Genomic DNA, 17600 nt, shown 5'->3' on the forward strand with positions numbered 1-17600 from the left:
CGGAAGAAATAGATGGTGAAGAGGATCGACAGCAGGATGGACACGTACCCCATCGCGTTGGCCAGTCCCATGCGGGCGTCCACATAACCAGTGCGGCTCATCAAGGTCCAAAGCAGTTCTGTGCGGCGCGCGGGGCCACCGCCGGTCATGATCTGCACAATGTCATAGGCACGGGCAACATCCAGACTGCGGATGGTCATCGCGATGTAGATAAACGGCATCAGGAACGGCAGGGTGATGTGGCGAAAGCTTTGCCACGGTGTACACCCGTCCACTTTGGCGGCCTCCAGCGGATCACGTGGCATCGCGAACAGGCCAGCCAGGATCAGGATCGCAAACACCGAGGTGCTCATCCAGATTTCGGCAAACATAATCGAGAACATCGCCAGCTTGCCATCCACAAGCCACGGCAGCGCCGCGTTAAAGCCCATGGACTGAAGGACGTTGTTCACCAGACCGATGTTGTCGTTGAAGATGAATTTGAACTGAAAGCCCACGAGGATCGGCGAAAACATCATCGGGAACATCAGAATGGTGCGCAGGGTGCGTTGTCCCCATGTGACCTTGTTCATCATCAAGGCGATGCCAAGACCAAGAAGCAATTCCAGGTTCAAAACGATGGTCAGGAACAGCACGGTGCGGCCAAAAGCAGCCCAGAACTTCGCGTCGCTCAGGATCTTTTCGTAGTTGTAGGTGCCCACCCATTTCCAAAGGGTCGACGGGCGGGTCAGCTTATAGGGCGTAAAGCTGGAATAGAGCGAGAAGAGGAGTGGGATCAGCACCACTGCGGCAATCACAATGATTGCAGGCAACAGCAAAACTAACCACTCAGGCAAGCGGCGACGGGTCATTTCGCACCTTTGTTTGAATTGAGGGTGGTTCAAAGGCAGTTTAACCCTGCCTTTGAACCTGGGAGAAGGCTTAGTAGTAGCCGGACTCACGCATCAGCTCATCCACGGCTTCCGCCGCATCGTCCAATGCTTCTTTTACGGTCTTGTCACCCACAATCGCGGCTTGCAGCTCCGGGAAGACAATGTTTGTACTTTCGCCCCATTCCGGGATCGGAGGCACGGCAAAGGCGTACTTGGCACCTTCCGCAAAGGCCGCGAGCGCCTCAGCACGGAACGGGTCGTCACCAGCTTTGGCAGCCGCGACATTGGCCTCCCAGACGGCAGTGCGTGTTGGCAGCGAGCCCCCTGCGCTTTCCGCAAGCTGGCTTTCTTCGCTGGTCAGGAACATCGCCAGAGAGGCGGCGGCCTCTTTGTTCGCACAGTCGTTGGTGACAGAGAAGCCGTGATGGCCAGACCAACCCGTGCGGGTCACGGAGCCCATTGGCTGAACAGCAACACCCACGTTACCAGCCGCCTTAGATGAGTCAGGGTCATTGAAGAACCCTGCCCAGCCCGGCCAATCCAGATTCAGCGCCACGGTGCCAGAGGCAAAGCCCTGCCCCAGATCATCCCAAACGTAGCTGGTGGTGCCTGCCGGGACAGCTTTGGCCTCGTAGAGGTCAACAAACCACTGCAAAGCGCGTTGACCTGCATCGGAATTAAAGATCGGCTTTTTGTTTTCATCCAGATAGTTGCCACCCTCGGCCACAACCATCTCATAGAATCGGCCCACAATGGCTTCATCTTTGCCCGCGTACTGTGTTCCATAGAAGTTTGGTGGATCAGCGAAGAAGATCGACTGATCTTTCACCTGCTCCCAGGTTTCTGGAACAGCTAGGTCATAGCCATACTCCGCCTTAAAAGCAGCGGCTCTGTCAGCGTCTTCATAGTTGGATTTCAGGTAGTACAGCACAGAGACGTCAAACTGTGCGCGCGGCAGCATCAACAGCTCGCCACCCACCGTGGAGGCTCCGATGTTGCCTGGAACAAACCCAGCCACCACATCCTCAGACACCAAGTCATTCAGGTTCGCATAAAGCCCTTCGTATTGCGGGGCAAAAGAAGAGTGGTTGGAGCCAACACACCAGTCTGTGGTGCCGGCCGCCATGTCCGACTTGATCTCTTTGTCGATCTCAAAATGGCTCTTCTTGGAAATGATGTTCACAGTTGCGCCGGTGGCCGCTTCCCACTCTGCAATGCGGCCGTAAAGCCCTTCATATTGCTGACCACCAATCAGTTTGGCCTCGATGGTCACGCCAGAGTGATCGCCCCAGTCCGCTGCCAGCGCCGATTCGGCGGCGGCGACCAAAGCGGAGCACGCCATCAAACCCTTTAATGCATTAGATTTTCGCATCATATCCTCCCTAAGATGCTTGCCTTTGCGATCACCCTCCCAGCGATCTATATTCGTATGTAAAACATTTATTCAGATACAAATCAAGCTTGACTTGCGCCCCCTTCACAGCAAAACTCCCCTATAAGGCCCCCCAAGGCCTCTGCTATGGGACGTAAAAGACTGTAAAAATTGGACAGGGTATGGCCGAAAAAGATGACAAATACCGCGCACCGGCGCTTGAAAAAGGGTTGGACATTATTGAATTACTCGCCAGCCACGGAGAGGGACTGACCCAAGGCGAAGTGGCCAAAGCACTGGAACGCTCCCCCAGCGAAATCTATCGGATGCTGTCTACACTGGTCCGGCGTGGATACGTGATCCGCTCCCTGTCCGGCGACCGCTACGCGTTAAGCCTCAAGATGTTTTCGATCAGCCAACGCCACCCGCCGATTGGGCGCGTAATAGAGGCCGCCCTGCCCCGTATGCGCGCCATCACCCGTCAAGCCTGGCAATCGTGCCATATGGGCATGGAAAGCAACGGTGACGTGGTGATTGTGGCCTCCGCAGAATCTCCGGGCAACTGGGGATTGGCGCTAAAGACTGGCACGGTTGTTGGCTTGTGGAATACGGGCACCGGGCGGGTGCTGGCAGCGTTTCGCTCCGATGACGAGGTCGAAGACCTGATTTCCCAGCACCGGCAGGCGATTGGGGAACCAGCCTTGGAGCGCGCAGAGTTTGTCGCCCATATCAAGCGCATTCGCGCGGTCGGCTACGAGAAGATGCCGTCAGCAACCGCCATTGGCGTGACCAATATCGCATTTCCAATCTTTGGCCCTTCCGGCCATGCGGCCGCAGTACTGTCGTGCCCATATCTGGAACGGGTGGATGATCTAGAGGTGCCAAGCCTGGACGACATTGTTGAAATGTATGGCGCTTTGGCACGGGAGTTGACCGAGATTTACGGAGGCAACGCGCCAGAGTTCGCAAAGACACTCTGAGCCAGTTTGCGCGCCACCCACAGGAGGCCAGCACATGAAAATCGACGCCCATCAGCACTTCTGGAAGCTCGCGCGCGGCGATTACAGCTGGCTGACCCCCGAGCTGGAGCCTTTGTATCGGGACTTTGCTCCCGAAGACTTAAAGCCAATTCTGGCGGAAGCGGGCATAGACGCCACTATTGCCGTGCAGGCCGCGGACACAGAGGCCGAAACAGAATACCTCCTGTCCCTGGCCGACAAGCATGACTGGATCCTGGGTGTTGTGGGCTGGACCGATCTTGAGGCGCCAGATGCCCCCGAAAAAATTGCACTGATGGCCCAGCACCCCAAGCTTGTCGGTTTCCGCCCCATGATTCAGGACCTGGAAGAGGATGCCTGGATGCTCCAAAACACGCTGCGCCCCGCACTAGCGGCGATGGAGAAACACAACCTGACCTTTGACGCATTGGTGCTGCCACGGCATTTGCAATATCTGCTGAGGTTTCTCGAGACCTACCCCGACCTACGGGTGGTAATCGACCACGGCGCCAAGCCAGAAATTCGAAACGGGCAGTTTGAAGCCTGGGCATCTGATATGCGCCAGATAGCGTCAACAAGTCAGGCGTTTTGCAAATTGTCAGGCCTTGCGACCGAAGCCGCCCCCAATTGGCAGCCAAAAGACCTCTCGCCCTACATCGTGGAGATTTTGCAAGCCTTCCCACCTGGACGCGTTTTGTTTGGCTCAGATTGGCCTGTCCTGAACCTAGCCTCGACATATGGAGCTTGGTTAGCCGTTGCACAGGAAGCAGCCGAAAACCTCGGTCGGGACATCTTTGAGACCCCATCACAAAAGGCGTATCCGCGTCTCAACCAAACGACGAAGCAAGAGGTTCAGTTGTAGCTCTTTCGACCCAACATAAAAAGAAAGCTTAGCACAAAGTCCAAAACAGCCGACAATGTTCGGCACAGATGGCCATACCATGTGCAGTCAGGCTTTCGAAGACGTCGGCGAATAGTATGCTACTAGGCAGAAAGGCCAATTCGGATCAAGGTCCGATTTGGGCCGTTCACTACATTTTGGGATCGTGAAGTGGCCCAGTTACGCATGTTTTCTGCGCCTTGCGGTCGCTCGAGCCTCCGGCAGATTGGGCTGGAGCCAAGTGCGTATGGAACCCATTCCATGCGACGGACGAAGATCGCGCAGATCTACCGGAAGACCCGCAACTTGTGCGCTGCTCAGCTCCTATTTGAACACAACAAGATGGACAGCACAGTCCGATACCTCGGTGTCGAGTTAGAAGACGCTGTGGTGATCTTCGAGGCGGTAGAAACCTGAAGACATGGGCCGTCTTCACGGGCGGCCCACTGCCGATATTGGCCACATGCCCAAATGCTGCGCTGTCGGTCGCCTTCAACCGCCTTTGGACATCGGACATAGCATGTAGTGTAGCCGAAGAACGAGGCAAAGGATCCAGGCTGCCATTCGCTCAACCTTCGATAGAACTATTTACCTCGTGCCGGTCGAGGACCGCCTTTGCCATGTACAAATCCTGCAGTGAGATGCCCGAGCTGTCGAATATCGTGATCTCTCCGTCAGCCTTTCGGCCCGGTGCATCTCCGGTGAGCACCGCTCCTATTGCAGTCGGGGTAGCCTCGGGGCTAGCGTGCTGGAACTCTCCGATGCGCATTGACTGTTCCGGCAAATCGCAAACGAGGTAGGCGCGTTGAAAGAGTTCGGTAGGTAGTTCCTGTTTGCCTTGGCTATCCGATCCCATGGAGGAGATATGCGCTCCCAGCTGGACCCAGGCCGCGTCAAAAAGAGGCGCGGTGGCAGTTGTCGCCGTCACGATGATATCAGCAGCACGGACAGCAGATTCCGCAGCGGCCGCCTCTGCCGGCAAGCCGGTGCTTCGCAGGTTTCTGACAAAGGTTTCTGTGCGGGAGGGATCTCTGCCAACCACCAAAAGACGGGACAGCTTTCGAACCCGAGCAATGGCTTGCGCCTCATAGGCAGCTTGGTGGCCCGTCCCAAATAAGGTCAACACCTCGGAATTCGAACGCGCAAGAGCATTTGTGGCCACAGCATTCGCTGCGGCGGTGCGATAACAATTCACCGTCGATCCCTCTACCACTGCACCAATGCGTCCTGTGGTCTGGTCGATCAGTACGATGGTTGAGGCATGCCTTGGTAAGCCGAGGGCATCATTGGTCGGGAAGTACGCCCCAACTTTCAACCCAGCCAGTTCTGAACCCGAAGCCGATTTGATCGTAAAGCGGTTCTGCGGATCGCTGCCATGGGCGATCACAACCGGGAAACTCGCAGCCCCCGGCGCAACAGCGGCAATGAAAGCCTCTCGCACCGCATCGAAAGCGAGCTCAGGCGTTATGATTGCGCAGGACTGAGCCTCTGTAATTAAAATCATGTCGGTCTCCTTACCAGCCGCCGAAGCGGTTCCAGGTCAGCAATGGGCCACCGTCCCGCGGCAAAACGTGGTAACGGCCATGCTGCGCAGCTGTCGCGCAGGCGTGGTTCGGCAAAATACGCAGGCGGGTTCCTACTGGCAGCTCCGGCACCTGACCACCTGCGTCAGGCCGAAGGGATACGATGCCATGTTCCTGGTTGGCGCTGCTCACGATGAGGTCCGGGAGAATGCACCCGTCCTCGTCACAAACCAGGCCATACCCCTGGTCCACATCCTGCGCCGCTGTTCCTCGATCTCGCGACAGCGCCATCCAGCCGGCGTCGATCATCATCCAACCCTTGGCGGGTTGGTGCCCGATGACAGTTGTCAGCACGCTGAGTGCGATGTCGTCGACAGCGCAGACGTCAATGCCAGCCATGACCAGATCGAAGAACATGTAAACCCCGGCACGAAGTTCCGTCACGCCGGTCAGATCGCGCGCAGCGTGGGCTGTCGGTGTCGATCCGACGCTCACGACGGAGCACGGCAGACCAGCTTTGCGCAGCGCCTCTGCCGATGAGACTGCAGCGTGTCTCTCCAGTTCTGCGAACTCGGCATGGGCCGCGTTGCCGCGCACGTTGTAGCTTTCCCCCGCATGAGTCATGACGCCACGCAGACCCCCGCTTTCGTGCAATATGCGGCCGATTTGGATCAACGCCGGGTCATTCTGGCGAAGCCCACCACGGTGGCCGTCGCTGTCGATCTCTATAAGGGCCGGAATGTTTGCCTGCGCCACTGCCTGCGCTTGCGTCGCGCTATCGAGGATAACAACCAGATCGCAGCCGCGATCTCGCAATGCTTGCACACGCTCCAGTTTTTGCGGGGCAATCCCAACAGCATAAAGGATATCCTTGTAACCTGCTTTGTGGAACACGTCGGCTTCAGCCAGAGTAGAAACGGTAATGGGGCCTGGTCCCCCGCCAGTCAGGCTGCGCGCGACTTCGACGGATTTGGCCGTCTTCAGATGGGGGCGCAACGCGACACCAAGGTGCGCCGCATGCCCAGCGAGCCGTGCGATGTTTCGCATCATCCGCTGCTCATCCAACAGCAATGCGGGGGTTGATAGGTCTTTTGGGGTCAAAAGATCGGGTTTGTTCATTGCGGTCGCCCTCCAGTAGCGCCCAAGATCTATCACGGCTGAAGTTGGATCGACATTTACATAAGCTGAAGCCTAAATTAAGCTGCACCTTAATGCTTGATGTGTCCGATCTCCGCTTTCTAACTGCTTTAGCCGCCGCACCGAGTCTTGCAGCGGCAGCGCGCAATCTCGGCGTGACGCCACCTGCGGTTTCTCAACGGTTGGCACTGCTGGAGGACCGGTTACGTTTGCGCCTCATGGAGCGCGGCCGCGGACAGCTCCGGCTGACAACAGAAGGGGCGTATCTTGTCGACCGTGCAAAGGACATCTTGGACGACGTTGCATGCCTAACGGATGACATGTCAGCCCGCGCCGGGCGGATCGAGGGCCCACTCCATATTATTGCACCTTTCGGCTTCGGCCGTTTGCGCGTGGCCCCGGTTCTAGCGCGATTTGGCGACGAGAACCCAGAGCTGCACCCAGTCCTCAGTCTCAGTGAAGATCCCGTAGGCGCGATGAGTGATGGGCTCTGGGACGTTCTGATCCATGTCGGGCGCTTGCCAAACTTACGGATTACGCAGCGCAAGCTGGCGCCAAATCGTCGGGTGCTGGTGGCATCGGCGCATTACGTCAGCCGAGTTGGCCGCCCGCAGAGCCCTGAAGACCTATCGGCCCACAGAATAGGTGTGGTGCGCGAAAACCGCGCTGACGCCTCACTTTGGCCCCTGACCGGTCGGGATGGCATTGAAACGAACCTGCGCGTACATCCTGTTTTTGATTGCAATGACGGCGAGGTCTTGCGTGCCTGGGCTTTGGCGGGGTTTGGCATCGTGGAGAGGTCCGAATGGAGCGTTGCCGATGATCTGCACGCCGGCAGGCTGGTGCGTGTGTTGCCAGGCTGGTCGCTCCCGGATGCTGACATCGTGGCTCTGCTGAACCCTCGATCTGTGCGATCTCTACGAATAGACAAGTTTGTTGAGAAACTGGCGTCGGAAATCGGCACGCCACTCTGAAAGAAACTCAATCTTTTGAGCCTAAGTGATTGGCCGGTATTGTGGTTTGGTTCAGGGCAAAAAGAAAATTTGTTCCATTCCGGCCCACCACTCTTCGTCGTTGCGCGTGTCCAGAGGACGCTGCATCGGGCCGCAAACTTGCCACCACTTTTGAGTGACCTCATGCTTCGAAACTGCCGCCATGTCCGCTTCAAAATCAGAGCCGGTGTATTCCCAGTAGCTGAACATCAAGTTCTCAGGTTCGCGCAGGAAAATTGAATAATTGGAGATATTGGACTGCTTTAGCCGAGCCAAAACCTCCGGCCACACATCCGCATGAAGTCGTTTGTATTCTGCGATGTTTTCCGGAGCGATGCCAATCACCATGCCCATGCGTTGTACCATTGGTTTTCTCTTCTTGTTTGGGCCTTAGAGGCCGTAAAAAGCCTGGGCGTTGCCACCCATAATCTTGGCGCGATCTGCGGCGGTGAACGTGGTCAAAAGCGTATCGACTGTCTCCCGCCAGCCAGTGTAAGTGCCGGCAAGCGTGACCACAGGCCAATCGCTTCCAAACAGAGTTTTGTCAGGGCCAAATACCTGCAGTACATGCGCTGCAAATGGTGCCAGATCTGTCATTGTCCAAGTTGGCCCAATTTCAGTGATGAGCCCGGATAGTTTGCAGTGGACATTCGGCAAGTCAGCCAGACGGCGCATGCCTTGCAGCCATTCTGCATCCGGCGTCTGCCCCCCGCCCATCTTCGGTTTGGCAATGTGATCTATCACAATTGGCAACGCTGGATGCAGCCTTGCAACTTGCGCGATGGCATCAAGGTGACGTGGTTGGATCAGGGCGTCAAAACACAGACCCAAATCAGCCATGTGAGACAAAGCCGGAGCAACCGCTTCCCGCGAAATCCAATCGGTGTCTTCGATGTTTTGCAGCATCGGTCGGAGGCCCTTGAGGGCTGGCTGCTGGTGGAGCCTGTCAATCACCTTTACTGCATCTGGCGCACCAAGATCGACCCACCCAACCACACCGGCCACCCAAGCCACATCTTTGGCGATTTGCAAAAGAAACTCGGTCTCAGCAACTGTGTCGGTGGCTTGCACAAGCACCGTGCGATCAACCCCGGCTGCTGCAAGAAGTGGCGCCAAATCGGCTGGCTCAAAATCGCGGAAAATGTCTGCGACGGTTTCATTCGGCCACGGGTAGTCCCCCCGTTCGAGCTTCCAAAAATGCTGATGGGCGTCAATGATCATTGGTCAGCTGCAATCATGCCATGGGTGATGAGGTCGCCCCACAGCGCGGCCGGCACAGACGCATTGAACTGGGCGATGTTGCGCTTCAGAGAAGTCGCTTTGCTTGTCCCGATCAAAGTGGACGCCACAAGCGGATGCTGGTCCGGATATTGAAGGGCCGCGGCGGGCAACGCGGTGTCATGCTGCGCGCACACGGCTTCAATATTGGCGACTTTTTCCAAAATTTCAGGGGACGCAGGCGCATAGTTGAAATGTGCTCCGGGATGGGGGCCTGTGGCCAAAATTCCAGAGTTAAAGACCCCACCAATCACCAGCCGCACGTTGTGTTGGCGCAGTAATGGGAAGAGCCGAACCCGGGCCGACTGGTCCAATAAGGTGTAACGTCCGGCCAACAAGATCAGATCCATCTCGAACTGCCCCAGCAACTCCTCACAGATTTCCACCGTATTGACGCCCAGGCCAACGGCCTTCACGGTGCCATCAGATTTGAGTTCTTCCAGCGCCTTTACGCCGGAGTCGAGCAATTGAGCACGGTGATGTTTGGTGTCTGTGCCCGCGTCGGAATCTCCAATGTCATGAACAAACAGGATATCGATGCGGTTCAACCCAAGCCGCTGAAAACTGTCCTCGACCGACCGCATAATGCCGTCATAGGTGAAATCGAAATGTTGCTTGAGCGGCCAGGCGTTGTGAAAGCCATTAATGACCTCAGGCGGTTGGCTGTCGGGTGTCAGAACACGTCCAACTTTGGTGGAAAGCACCCAACCGTCTCGATCGCGTAAGAAATCCCCCAGCAGACCTTCAGACGCGCCATTTCCATAGTGGGGCGCGGTGTCATAGTAGCGAATGCCGTTGTCCCACGCGCAAGTGAGAACATCTTGCACAGCGGAATGGCTGACGGGGCGGTAGAGGCCTGCGAGGGCGGCTGTACCAAGAGCCAGGCGATGAGTGTCATTGAGCATTGATGTGGCCTCAGTTGGGATGACATCCGGGCTCCGCCGGAGCCGCGGTTTTATAGGTCAGGACAAATTCAACATGGCCCAGGTCTTCGGATGCGGTGGTTTGGCCCTGGCCAAGCGCCACCAGCTTTTCGACAATCTCCGCACCGACGTCTTGTAGCGTCGTTCCGCCATCCAGTATTCGCCCCGCATTTACGTCCATATCGCCGGACATACGGTCATAGGTTTCGGGGTTGGCGCAAACCTTGAGGACCGGTGAAATGGCCGACCCGACCACCGATCCCCGCCCGGTGACAAAGATCACAGCGTGTGCGCCGCAAGAAATCAATTCAATGATTTCGGCGTTGTCATTGATGTTGGGATAGCCGTACTTCGGTGGTCCGTCCGGCACGACGTCCAACAGGTATAGCCCGCCCGCGGGGGCGGTTTGAGCGGGGCGGAGGATACCGGCAATTTTGCTTTGACCCGACTTGGCATAGGCGCCCAGTGATTTCTCCTCGATGGTCGACAATCCGCCCGTCGCATTGCCGTTGGAAAACGACCCATAGCCCATTGCGTCGTAATACTTGGCCGCTTTGTCCACCGATGCGATGATCGCGGGGCGCAGCGCCTCGTCGGCAACCCGATCCGCCATGACATGTTCACAGCCGATCAGCTCACCGGTTTCCTCAAAAATGCAGGTTGCGCCCTCTTGGACCAACATATCAAAAGCCACGCCAGCGGCCGGGTTTCCGGTGATGCCGGATGTTGCGTCTGAGCCCCCACAAATGGTGCCAATCACTAGTTCAGACACCGCCATCTCGACCTTTGGTTGAGCCATGATGTGAGCATGGGTCTGTTTGATCCAGTCCCGTCCAGCCTTAACTGCAGGGCCTGTCCCCCCCACGTCTTGAATGGTGATGATATCCACCGGGCGACCAGAGGCGCGAATGACCTCTGCCAATTGGGTCTTTTTGAAGTTTTCACAGCCAAGCGACACAAGCTGAACGGCGCCAACATTTGGGTGCGTACACAGAGCAGCCATCATATCCTGACCGTAGTCTGATGGAAAACAGCCGGAAAAGCCCACAACCTGCACGTCCCCATCCGGAAAGGGGCGGGCGATCTGCTTGCAGACGTGGTGCGCGCATTCCACCAGATACGCGACCAACACAACGTTGCGAATACCTTTCCTGCCGTCTTTGCGCGGCCAAGCCATCATAGTGGTCATCGGTTACTCCATCACCTCAACTTGAGTGTATCGGCTGGTCAGGTTGTGGACATGCACATGTCCGCCGAGCGGGATGTCCGCCGCTGCAAAACCAATGGGAAAGCCGTATTTTATGATATCTTGCCCCGCAGGGATGTCCTCCGCGGCCAGCTTGTGACCAAGACCCAGGGTGTGCGGCACAAATACCTCCTGCCCGCAAAGAAGAATACGCTCGCCAGCCTGAATGGTCGATTTTAGCACGACGATATTGTCACCTTCCGCAAGCGTCAAAACACGGGGATCGTTGGTTGGCTGTCCAGTCATGTTTCATTGTCCCATGTCACACTGCGTAGAAGTGTTGTCCGTGCGGAATTCAAGTGCGTCTGAAAGAGGTCCAAGGCACTTTGTTTGTAGCCGGCCTCCAACGCACGTATCACCGCAAGGTGCTGCTGAGCGGCAACCAGGTTGCGCTCGTGTTCGTCCTGTTTGTTCCACCGGTAGTGGTAGTGGAAAATCACGGAAACCAGTTCAAAGAAGTCGTCGATAAATCTGTTGCTAAGACCGTCGAGCAGAATCCTGTGAAACTGCTCGTCCAGACGCGGAAAATTCAAAAACTCGGCGTCGATATTGCGAATGATGCTCTCGTGAGCCTTTTCCAGCGCAACCAGCTGGGTGAACCTTGTCGAGTCCGGTCCAGCATCAAGCAGGGCCTGAAAGGCGCGCAGCTCAAACATCTCCCGCACATCAAAAAGTTCGATGGCAAAATCCTGTGTAAAGCCCCGCAGCACCCAATGCCGGTTGGGTTCTTTCTCAATCAAGCCAAAACGGGAAAACTTAATCAGACACTCCCGGAGCACTGACGCACTTGCGCCAAACTCCCGCACCATCTCGCTCTCATGTAAAATTGTCCCCGGCTTAAGATCCCCCCCAAGGATGTATTCCATGAACTGAGTTTCGACGCGCTCGCTGGTCGACAGCGTCTCCTCCTTGGCAAAATAATCTGCCGCAACCGGTTTTCGCAGAACGGTTTTGGTGCGCCCGGACCATTGAATGATGCCGCTTTCATTCAATTGCGTCAGCACAGCGCGGACCGTGGTGCGGCTTATGCCGAGACGCTGAGTCAATTCAACTTCGGACGGCAATGTATCCTCGATTGGCAACGCCGCCACAAAATCCAAACTGCGGTTGAGGCTGTCTTTGTAAGTGGAATTGTCACGGGACATGAAATGGCTCTGTATGTTTTTAAAAGTTTAAGTGACTGTCTTACATCACGGCAAAAGTTGCAAAGGCGACTTCGACCAACCTGTCGTGAATGGTTGGTCATTCATTATTGAAAACAGCTTCTTAGGGGTCATTTTGCGCTCCTCAAAACCCTGTTGCCCCGCCGCCGTCCACAAGCAACACCTGCCCGGTGACATATTTTGCAGCGGGCGCGCACAGAAAAGCACAGGCCCATCCGATATCTTCCGGGTCGCCCAATGTACCCATGGGAATGCGCCCCATGATCTTTGCCTTACGCTCTGGGTCGCCTTTGGTGGCGGTGCGGAAAACGTCGGTGTCGATCCAACCTGGCGCGACTCCATTCACACGAATACCACTTTGAGCAAATTCTGCGGACAGAGCACGGATAACGCCGTTGATTGCAGTTTTGGAAATTGTGTAGCCGGACACATTGGGCTGTCCAATGTAGGCTGTCATGGAGGAAATGAAGAGAACAGACCCTTTGGTTCCCGCTTTCAACATGCTGTCCATTACGGCACGGCTCAATTCCAAAGCACCGCGCACATGCACATCAAACACGCTGTCAAAGTCGCGGAGATCAGACTCCATGAACGGCTTTTTGATGGTGTTGCCCGCGTTGTTCACCAAAATATCAAAAGGCCCGTGATCAGCATGCAATTGCGCTGCAGCGGCAGGAATGGCCGCAATATCCGTCAAATCCAGCACCTGATACCGCGTGCCCATGCAGATCTCAGCACAAGCGTCTTGCAGCACGTCCTCGCGCCGCCCGGCAATCACCACCTTGGCCCCACTTTGCGCAAGGCTTGTTGCGATGGCTTTGCCCAAGCCAGTGCCGCCGCCGGTCACCAGCGCGGTTTGCCCGCTCAAGCCGTATTGTTCTGTGAGGCGAGTTGCATCAGTCATGGCCATTGCCTTGCATGTCGATCATTACCTTAAAGATGTCTTGGCGGTTGGCTTCCCAGAACGGGAAGGCCTGCGCGGCGTCATCCCAAGAGAAGACGCGCGAAATGATTTTTTGAGCCAATCCGGGCGTCGCTTGGAGATGGTCGATAACCGCCTCAAAATCGGTGCGTGTCGCATTTCGCGAGCCCATGATGTCGAGCTCTTTCAGATTGAACAGCGACGTGTTGTAGCTCACTTCGGATTTTGCGTAGCCGACATAGACCACGCGCCCCCCAAAGCAGGCCAAATCCACCGCGCTGCGAAAGGTTTCGGGCAGGCCAACAGCTTCGATGACGACATCTGCGCCATGTCCGTCGGTGAGTGCAGTCACGCGATCGGACAAAGACTCCGTGAGCGGGTTGATAACGTCTTGCACGCCGAGACTGCGCAGCGTCGCCTGTTTTGCGTCACTGATTTCAACGACAATCACCCGTGCTCCGCGCGCTAGCGCGCCAACAACGGCACCAACTCCGATCATGCCTGCGCCGAGAACAACCACGGTGTCGTTTTTGGTGACCGTGCCGCGTTGTACCGCGTGAAAACCGACTGACAAAGGCTCCACCAAGGCTTGCTCATGTAGGGAAAGCTGGTCGTTCAGGATCAAGCGATCATAAGGCACAACCAACTGAGACGCCATGCCGCCGTCACGTTGCACGCCAAGTGTTTCGTTGAATTTACAAGCATTTGGCCGCCCCGCACGGCAGGCTGAGCAGTGTTTGCAAGCCGTATAGGGGATCACAATGGCCATGGCGCCAGATGCATATTCAACTGGTACATCATCGCCGCATTGCACAATCGTTCCACCAATTTCATGGCCAGGAATACGGGGCAGTGTCGCCAGCGGATTCAAGCCGCGAAAGGTATTGAGATCGCTGCCGCACAGACCAACACACCCAACCTGCAAGAGGACGTCTTGCGGGCCCAGTGTTGGCGTTTCCACCGTGGTGAAGGCAGTTTCGCCAATAGAGGTGATGGCCATTGCTTGCATGGGGTTTAGCGTCTTTCGAATTGGATTGGGAACAGCCGCCTGCCACATGGCAGGCGGCTAGAGTGACATGGCTTACTTGAACTCACCAACGTTGTCGGAGGTGATCAGAATGCCATCAATTGGTGTGAAGCTCGGAACCTCTTCGCCTTTGATCAGGCCGATAAGGTTTGTCACCGCTTCGACCCCCATGCGCGCGTTGTCCTGTTTGATCGTCGCAGCCTGCTCACCTGCCTCGATGGACACAAGATTGGCTGGGTTGCCGTCAAAGCCCACGATGACCAAGTCATCAATTTTGCCAAGTTCAGTGGCCGCAGATACTGCAGCGAGAGCGCCCGGATCCCAGGCCGAGAAGATGGCTTTGATATCCGGATTGGACTGCAAGAAGTTCACTGTGGTTTCATAGGCGCAGGCATCCTGCCAATCGCAAATCTGGAAAATTACTTCGTGGCCGGCAGCCTCAGCAGCGTTTTTCACGCCGTCACGGCGCGCATTGCCGGTCTGGTGACCCGCAGATCCGCCAAGAATGAGGACAGAGCCGCTGTCCAGTTTGTCGACAATATAGCTTCCAGCAATCGAGGCCGCCGCGAGGTTGTCGGTTTGAACCAGGCTGGCAACATGCTCGTGTTCGATACCAGTGTCCACGGCGACAACCGGAATGCCTTTGCGCTTGGCGTTGTCCAGAGACGCATCGAACGCGCGGTTGTCCACAGACCCAATTATGATGCCATCAACACCCATGTTAATCGCACGATCAACAGCATCCTTTTGCGCCGCAGCGTCCGCAGAAGACGCTGTCAGATCAATGAGTTCGACACCCATTTCTTCCGCCTGAGCTGCCGCAGACTTCGCCACGCCAATCCAAAAAGTGTTGTCTGTTGAATAACCGGTATACGCGATGCGCAGATCATCTGCGAATGCGGCTCCTGCGGTCAATGCGGATACCGCGACAGATGCCACCATCCCCTTGAGTGCTTTAATTTTCATTGGTCTTCCTCCCTTTGGCTTCTATGAGTGCCCGAGTTTCGGGCGGTCATTTCCCGCGGGCGTTCCTCCACGCCCGTCAGAATTTTCAGATTTGATGTGCACTAGCGGCTTGGTCGGCGCCAAACGTCCCAGTAGACGGCGACAATGATGATGATGCCGATGGCGATGCGCTGAACCGAAGTTCCGACGCCGAGATACGACAAACCCACGATGATGGTCTGCATGATCAACATGCCAATCAGAGTTTTTCCAACCCCGCCGCGACCGCCAAACAGGCTTGTGCCACCAATCACCACAGCGGCGATTGCAAACAGCTCATAGCTTTGGCCGCGCGCCGGCATTGCGAAGTTTAATTTGGAGACCTCAAGAATGGCTGCTGTCGCTGCGAGAACGCCGCCCAACATGTAGTAGTAGATCCGGCTCTTACGCACGTTGACACCTGACAGGCGGGCCACCTCTTCATTGCCTCCGATGGCAAAAGCATGGTTGCCCAAGCGTGTCTTTGTGAGGAACAAACCAGTCAGAAGCGCCACACCAAACATGATGAGCATCGGCACCAGGTAGCCCGAGCCCAACATTTGAAAGCTCTCGGGAAACCGCGACAGGTCCCGCCCACTCGCAAGGATTTCGGCGATCCCCTTGTAGGCCGTCAGCCCACCCAACGTCACGATGAAGGCGGGCACTTTGGTGAACACCTGAATGGTGCCATTGAGTGCCCCCATTGCGGCGCCGGCCAGCAGTCCAATAAGGACCGCAACCACCACAGGTAGCTGATATTCGGCCAAAGCAATGCCTACAATTACGCCAACAACCGCAAAAATCGAGCCCACTGATAGATCCAACCCGCCGGATATCAGCACAACCGTGGTGCCGCAGGCGAGGATGGCAAGAATGGAGGCTTGGCCAAAAATCGACAACAGTGTGTCGAGACTTCTGAAAGGCTCAGACAAGACGAAGAACACCAGGTAAATCAAAACAAGCGCCGCCAACACCTGCCAAATCTGCAGGAACTGATGCTTCAACGCTGCAAAGCTGGAACCGTCGGCGGAAGGTGTGGAGATCTGGGTTGAAGAGTTTTGGGTCATGTCTGTCATCTCAAGCGGCCTTGTCTTCAGTGGCGCCGGTGATCAAACCGACAAGCGTATCACCATCCACGTCTTTCACGTCGCGCACCGCCGCCAGACGGCCAAGGCGTAAAACCATGACGCGGTCACAATAGTTCATGACATGCTGCATGTTGTGGGTGATCATAATCACAGACAGCCCGTGGTCCTTCAGGGAGCGCACCAGATCCATCGCCATTTTGCTTTCCCGGACTCCGAGCGCAGCGGTGGGCTCGTCCAAAATGGCAATGCGCTTGCCAAACATCACGGTCTTGGCCAACGCTACCGCCTGTCGCTGACCACCCGAGAAGGCTTCAGCCTCGCGATAGATGTCAGCAATGCGAATATCGAGTTTTTGAAACAGCGCGCGGATTTCAGCATCCATTTTGCCAAAGTCGAGAGTGCCAAAAAGGCGCCCTAAAATATCATCTCTGACAATTTCTCGCCCAAGAAACATGTTCTTGGTGATGGACAGCTCGTTGACCAAGGCCAAATCCTGATAGACTGTTTCGATACCTGCGGCTTTTGCTTCTGTTGGCGAATTGATCTGCACCACCTGGCCGTCCATCTCAATGGTTCCGGAGGTCTTGGAAATTGCGCCAGTGAGGGCTTTGATCAAAGTTGATTTGCCGGCGCCGTTGTCTCCCACAACCGCCAAGACTTCCCCCTCGCGCAGATCAAGATCCACATCTTCGAGCGCGACCACTCCGCCATAGTGTTTGCTGACGCCTCGAGCGCGAAGAATAATTTTGTCGCCGACTTGGCTGGCCATTTTTTGGTTCTCCCTGCAAAGCATTTCTCGAAAGCTTTGGTTTTCTATCTATTAAAAACACAACGTGAGTCGGTCAAATGTTTTTTTTGCATAAAAAACACTTTCTACTCGTAAGTTGTCTTCCCCTGGGGACTTTTACCTTAAAGTCAACTACTTAATGGTCCGTCAGCGCGCAGAAATTTAGGCAAGCAGAACGTGGAAAAACACATGCGCGCAATTTGAGTGGTTGTCGCCGCAGCATCGCGATGTCCGGTTACTCGCGCAAACCGGACCACAAAAAGACTCGCATCGAATGTCCGGTTCCGCCCAACATGTGAATTTGTCATGTCCGCTAAGGGCTGGGAGCCGACCTCCAGAGGCCAGGGCCCGCTCTACAGGGCGGCGAGCATACGTCAACGAATTGTGCCGATGACGGCTATGCGCAGT

At 56.0% G+C, this 17600-nt stretch carries 18 protein-coding genes and 1 pseudogene; 4 read left to right on the forward strand and 15 right to left on the reverse strand.

The annotated features are described in order from the left end of the window. Both QZ517_RS15845 and QZ517_RS15850 read right to left on the reverse strand, forming a co-directional pair. The coding region (locus QZ517_RS15845) for a sugar ABC transporter permease (protein ID WP_294228504.1) at positions 1-851 on the reverse strand (851 nt) is incomplete at its 3' end. A 70-nt stretch (positions 852-921) separates the two neighbouring features. Continuing rightward, entirely contained in the window at positions 922-2244 is a 1323-nt protein-coding gene (locus tag QZ517_RS15850) for an extracellular solute-binding protein (protein WP_294228506.1), read from the reverse strand. Between the two features lie 182 nt (positions 2245-2426). Between QZ517_RS15850 and QZ517_RS15855 the strand changes: the two genes are divergently transcribed. From QZ517_RS15855 to QZ517_RS15865, 3 genes and pseudogenes are all read left to right on the forward strand, one after another. After that, entirely contained in the window at positions 2427-3224 is a 798-nt protein-coding gene (locus tag QZ517_RS15855; RefSeq protein ID WP_294228509.1) for an IclR family transcriptional regulator, read from the forward strand. A 34-nt stretch (positions 3225-3258) separates the two neighbouring features. Beyond that, a complete protein-coding gene (locus tag QZ517_RS15860; RefSeq protein ID WP_294228512.1) occupies positions 3259-4104 on the forward strand; it encodes an amidohydrolase family protein in 846 nt (281 codons plus the stop codon). Between the two features lie 243 nt (positions 4105-4347). Next, a pseudogene (locus QZ517_RS15865) lies at positions 4348-4539 on the forward strand (integrase); the annotation flags it as partial. A gap of 151 nt (positions 4540-4690) precedes the next feature. Here the strand turns inward: QZ517_RS15865 and QZ517_RS15870 are convergent. Together QZ517_RS15870 and QZ517_RS15875 are read right to left on the reverse strand one after the other, a co-directional pair. Further along, complete coding sequence (locus QZ517_RS15870; RefSeq protein ID WP_294228515.1) at positions 4691-5626, reverse strand: ornithine cyclodeaminase family protein; 936 nt, start codon at positions 5624-5626, stop codon at positions 4691-4693. 10 nt (positions 5627-5636) lie between these two features. After that, positions 5637-6764, reverse strand: coding sequence for an alanine racemase (locus tag QZ517_RS15875; protein WP_294228518.1), 1128 nt, complete (start codon positions 6762-6764; stop codon positions 5637-5639). Between the two features lie 92 nt (positions 6765-6856). Here QZ517_RS15875 and QZ517_RS15880 point away from each other — a divergent pair, with 92 nt between their 5' ends. Next, positions 6857-7756 carry a LysR substrate-binding domain-containing protein gene (locus QZ517_RS15880; protein WP_294228520.1) on the forward strand — a complete coding sequence of 300 codons (900 nt, stop codon included), beginning with the start codon at positions 6857-6859 and terminating at the stop codon, positions 7754-7756. 51 nt (positions 7757-7807) lie between these two features. On the opposite strand, the gene QZ517_RS15885 is transcribed toward QZ517_RS15880, so the two are convergent. The 11 genes from QZ517_RS15885 to QZ517_RS15935 all read right to left on the reverse strand — a co-directional run bounded on the left by QZ517_RS15885 (position 7808) and on the right by QZ517_RS15935 (position 17174). After that, a complete protein-coding gene (locus tag QZ517_RS15885) occupies positions 7808-8140 on the reverse strand; it encodes an L-rhamnose mutarotase (RefSeq protein ID WP_294228521.1) in 333 nt (110 codons plus the stop codon). Positions 8141-8164: 24 nt separating this feature from the next. Further along, positions 8165-8995, reverse strand: a complete 831-nt coding sequence (locus tag QZ517_RS15890) for an amidohydrolase family protein (protein WP_294228523.1) — start codon at positions 8993-8995, stop codon at positions 8165-8167. Beyond that, complete coding sequence (locus tag QZ517_RS15895) at positions 8992-9957, reverse strand: aldo/keto reductase (RefSeq protein ID WP_294228525.1); 966 nt, start codon at positions 9955-9957, stop codon at positions 8992-8994. The genes QZ517_RS15890 and QZ517_RS15895 overlap by 4 nt, the downstream gene beginning before the upstream one ends. Positions 9958-9967: 10 nt before the next feature. Further along, positions 9968-11164, reverse strand: coding sequence for a UxaA family hydrolase (locus tag QZ517_RS15900; RefSeq protein ID WP_294228527.1), 1197 nt, complete (start codon positions 11162-11164; stop codon positions 9968-9970). Positions 11165-11167: 3 nt separating this feature from the next. Continuing rightward, positions 11168-11467 (reverse strand): UxaA family hydrolase, encoded by a 300-nt coding sequence (locus QZ517_RS15905; protein WP_294228529.1) that lies wholly within the window; start codon positions 11465-11467, stop codon positions 11168-11170. Next, positions 11464-12366, reverse strand: coding sequence for a GntR family transcriptional regulator (locus QZ517_RS15910; RefSeq protein WP_294228532.1), 903 nt, complete (start codon positions 12364-12366; stop codon positions 11464-11466). Before QZ517_RS15910 ends, QZ517_RS15905 begins: the two co-directional genes overlap by 4 nt. 142 nt (positions 12367-12508) lie before the next feature. Next, entirely contained in the window at positions 12509-13288 is a 780-nt protein-coding gene (locus tag QZ517_RS15915) for an SDR family oxidoreductase (RefSeq protein ID WP_294228534.1), read from the reverse strand. Then, on the reverse strand, positions 13281-14315 hold the full coding sequence (locus QZ517_RS15920; protein WP_294228536.1) for a zinc-binding alcohol dehydrogenase family protein: 1035 nt from the start codon (positions 14313-14315) through the stop codon (positions 13281-13283). The genes QZ517_RS15915 and QZ517_RS15920 overlap by 8 nt, the downstream gene beginning before the upstream one ends. A 72-nt stretch (positions 14316-14387) precedes the next feature. Further along, positions 14388-15299, reverse strand: coding sequence for a sugar ABC transporter substrate-binding protein (locus tag QZ517_RS15925; RefSeq protein WP_294228538.1), 912 nt, complete (start codon positions 15297-15299; stop codon positions 14388-14390). A gap of 101 nt (positions 15300-15400) precedes the next feature. Next, the gene (locus tag QZ517_RS15930; protein WP_294228540.1) at positions 15401-16393 is read right to left on the reverse strand and encodes an ABC transporter permease; all 993 of its coding nucleotides are present in this window, start codon (positions 16391-16393) and stop codon (positions 15401-15403) included. A gap of 1 nt (position 16394) precedes the next feature. Then, on the reverse strand, positions 16395-17174 hold the full coding sequence (locus tag QZ517_RS15935; protein WP_294228542.1) for an ATP-binding cassette domain-containing protein: 780 nt from the start codon (positions 17172-17174) through the stop codon (positions 16395-16397). Between the last annotated feature and the right edge of the window lie 426 nt (positions 17175-17600).

This window comes from uncultured Shimia sp., from assembly GCF_913054185.1.
Lineage (GTDB): Bacteria > Pseudomonadota > Alphaproteobacteria > Rhodobacterales > Rhodobacteraceae > Shimia.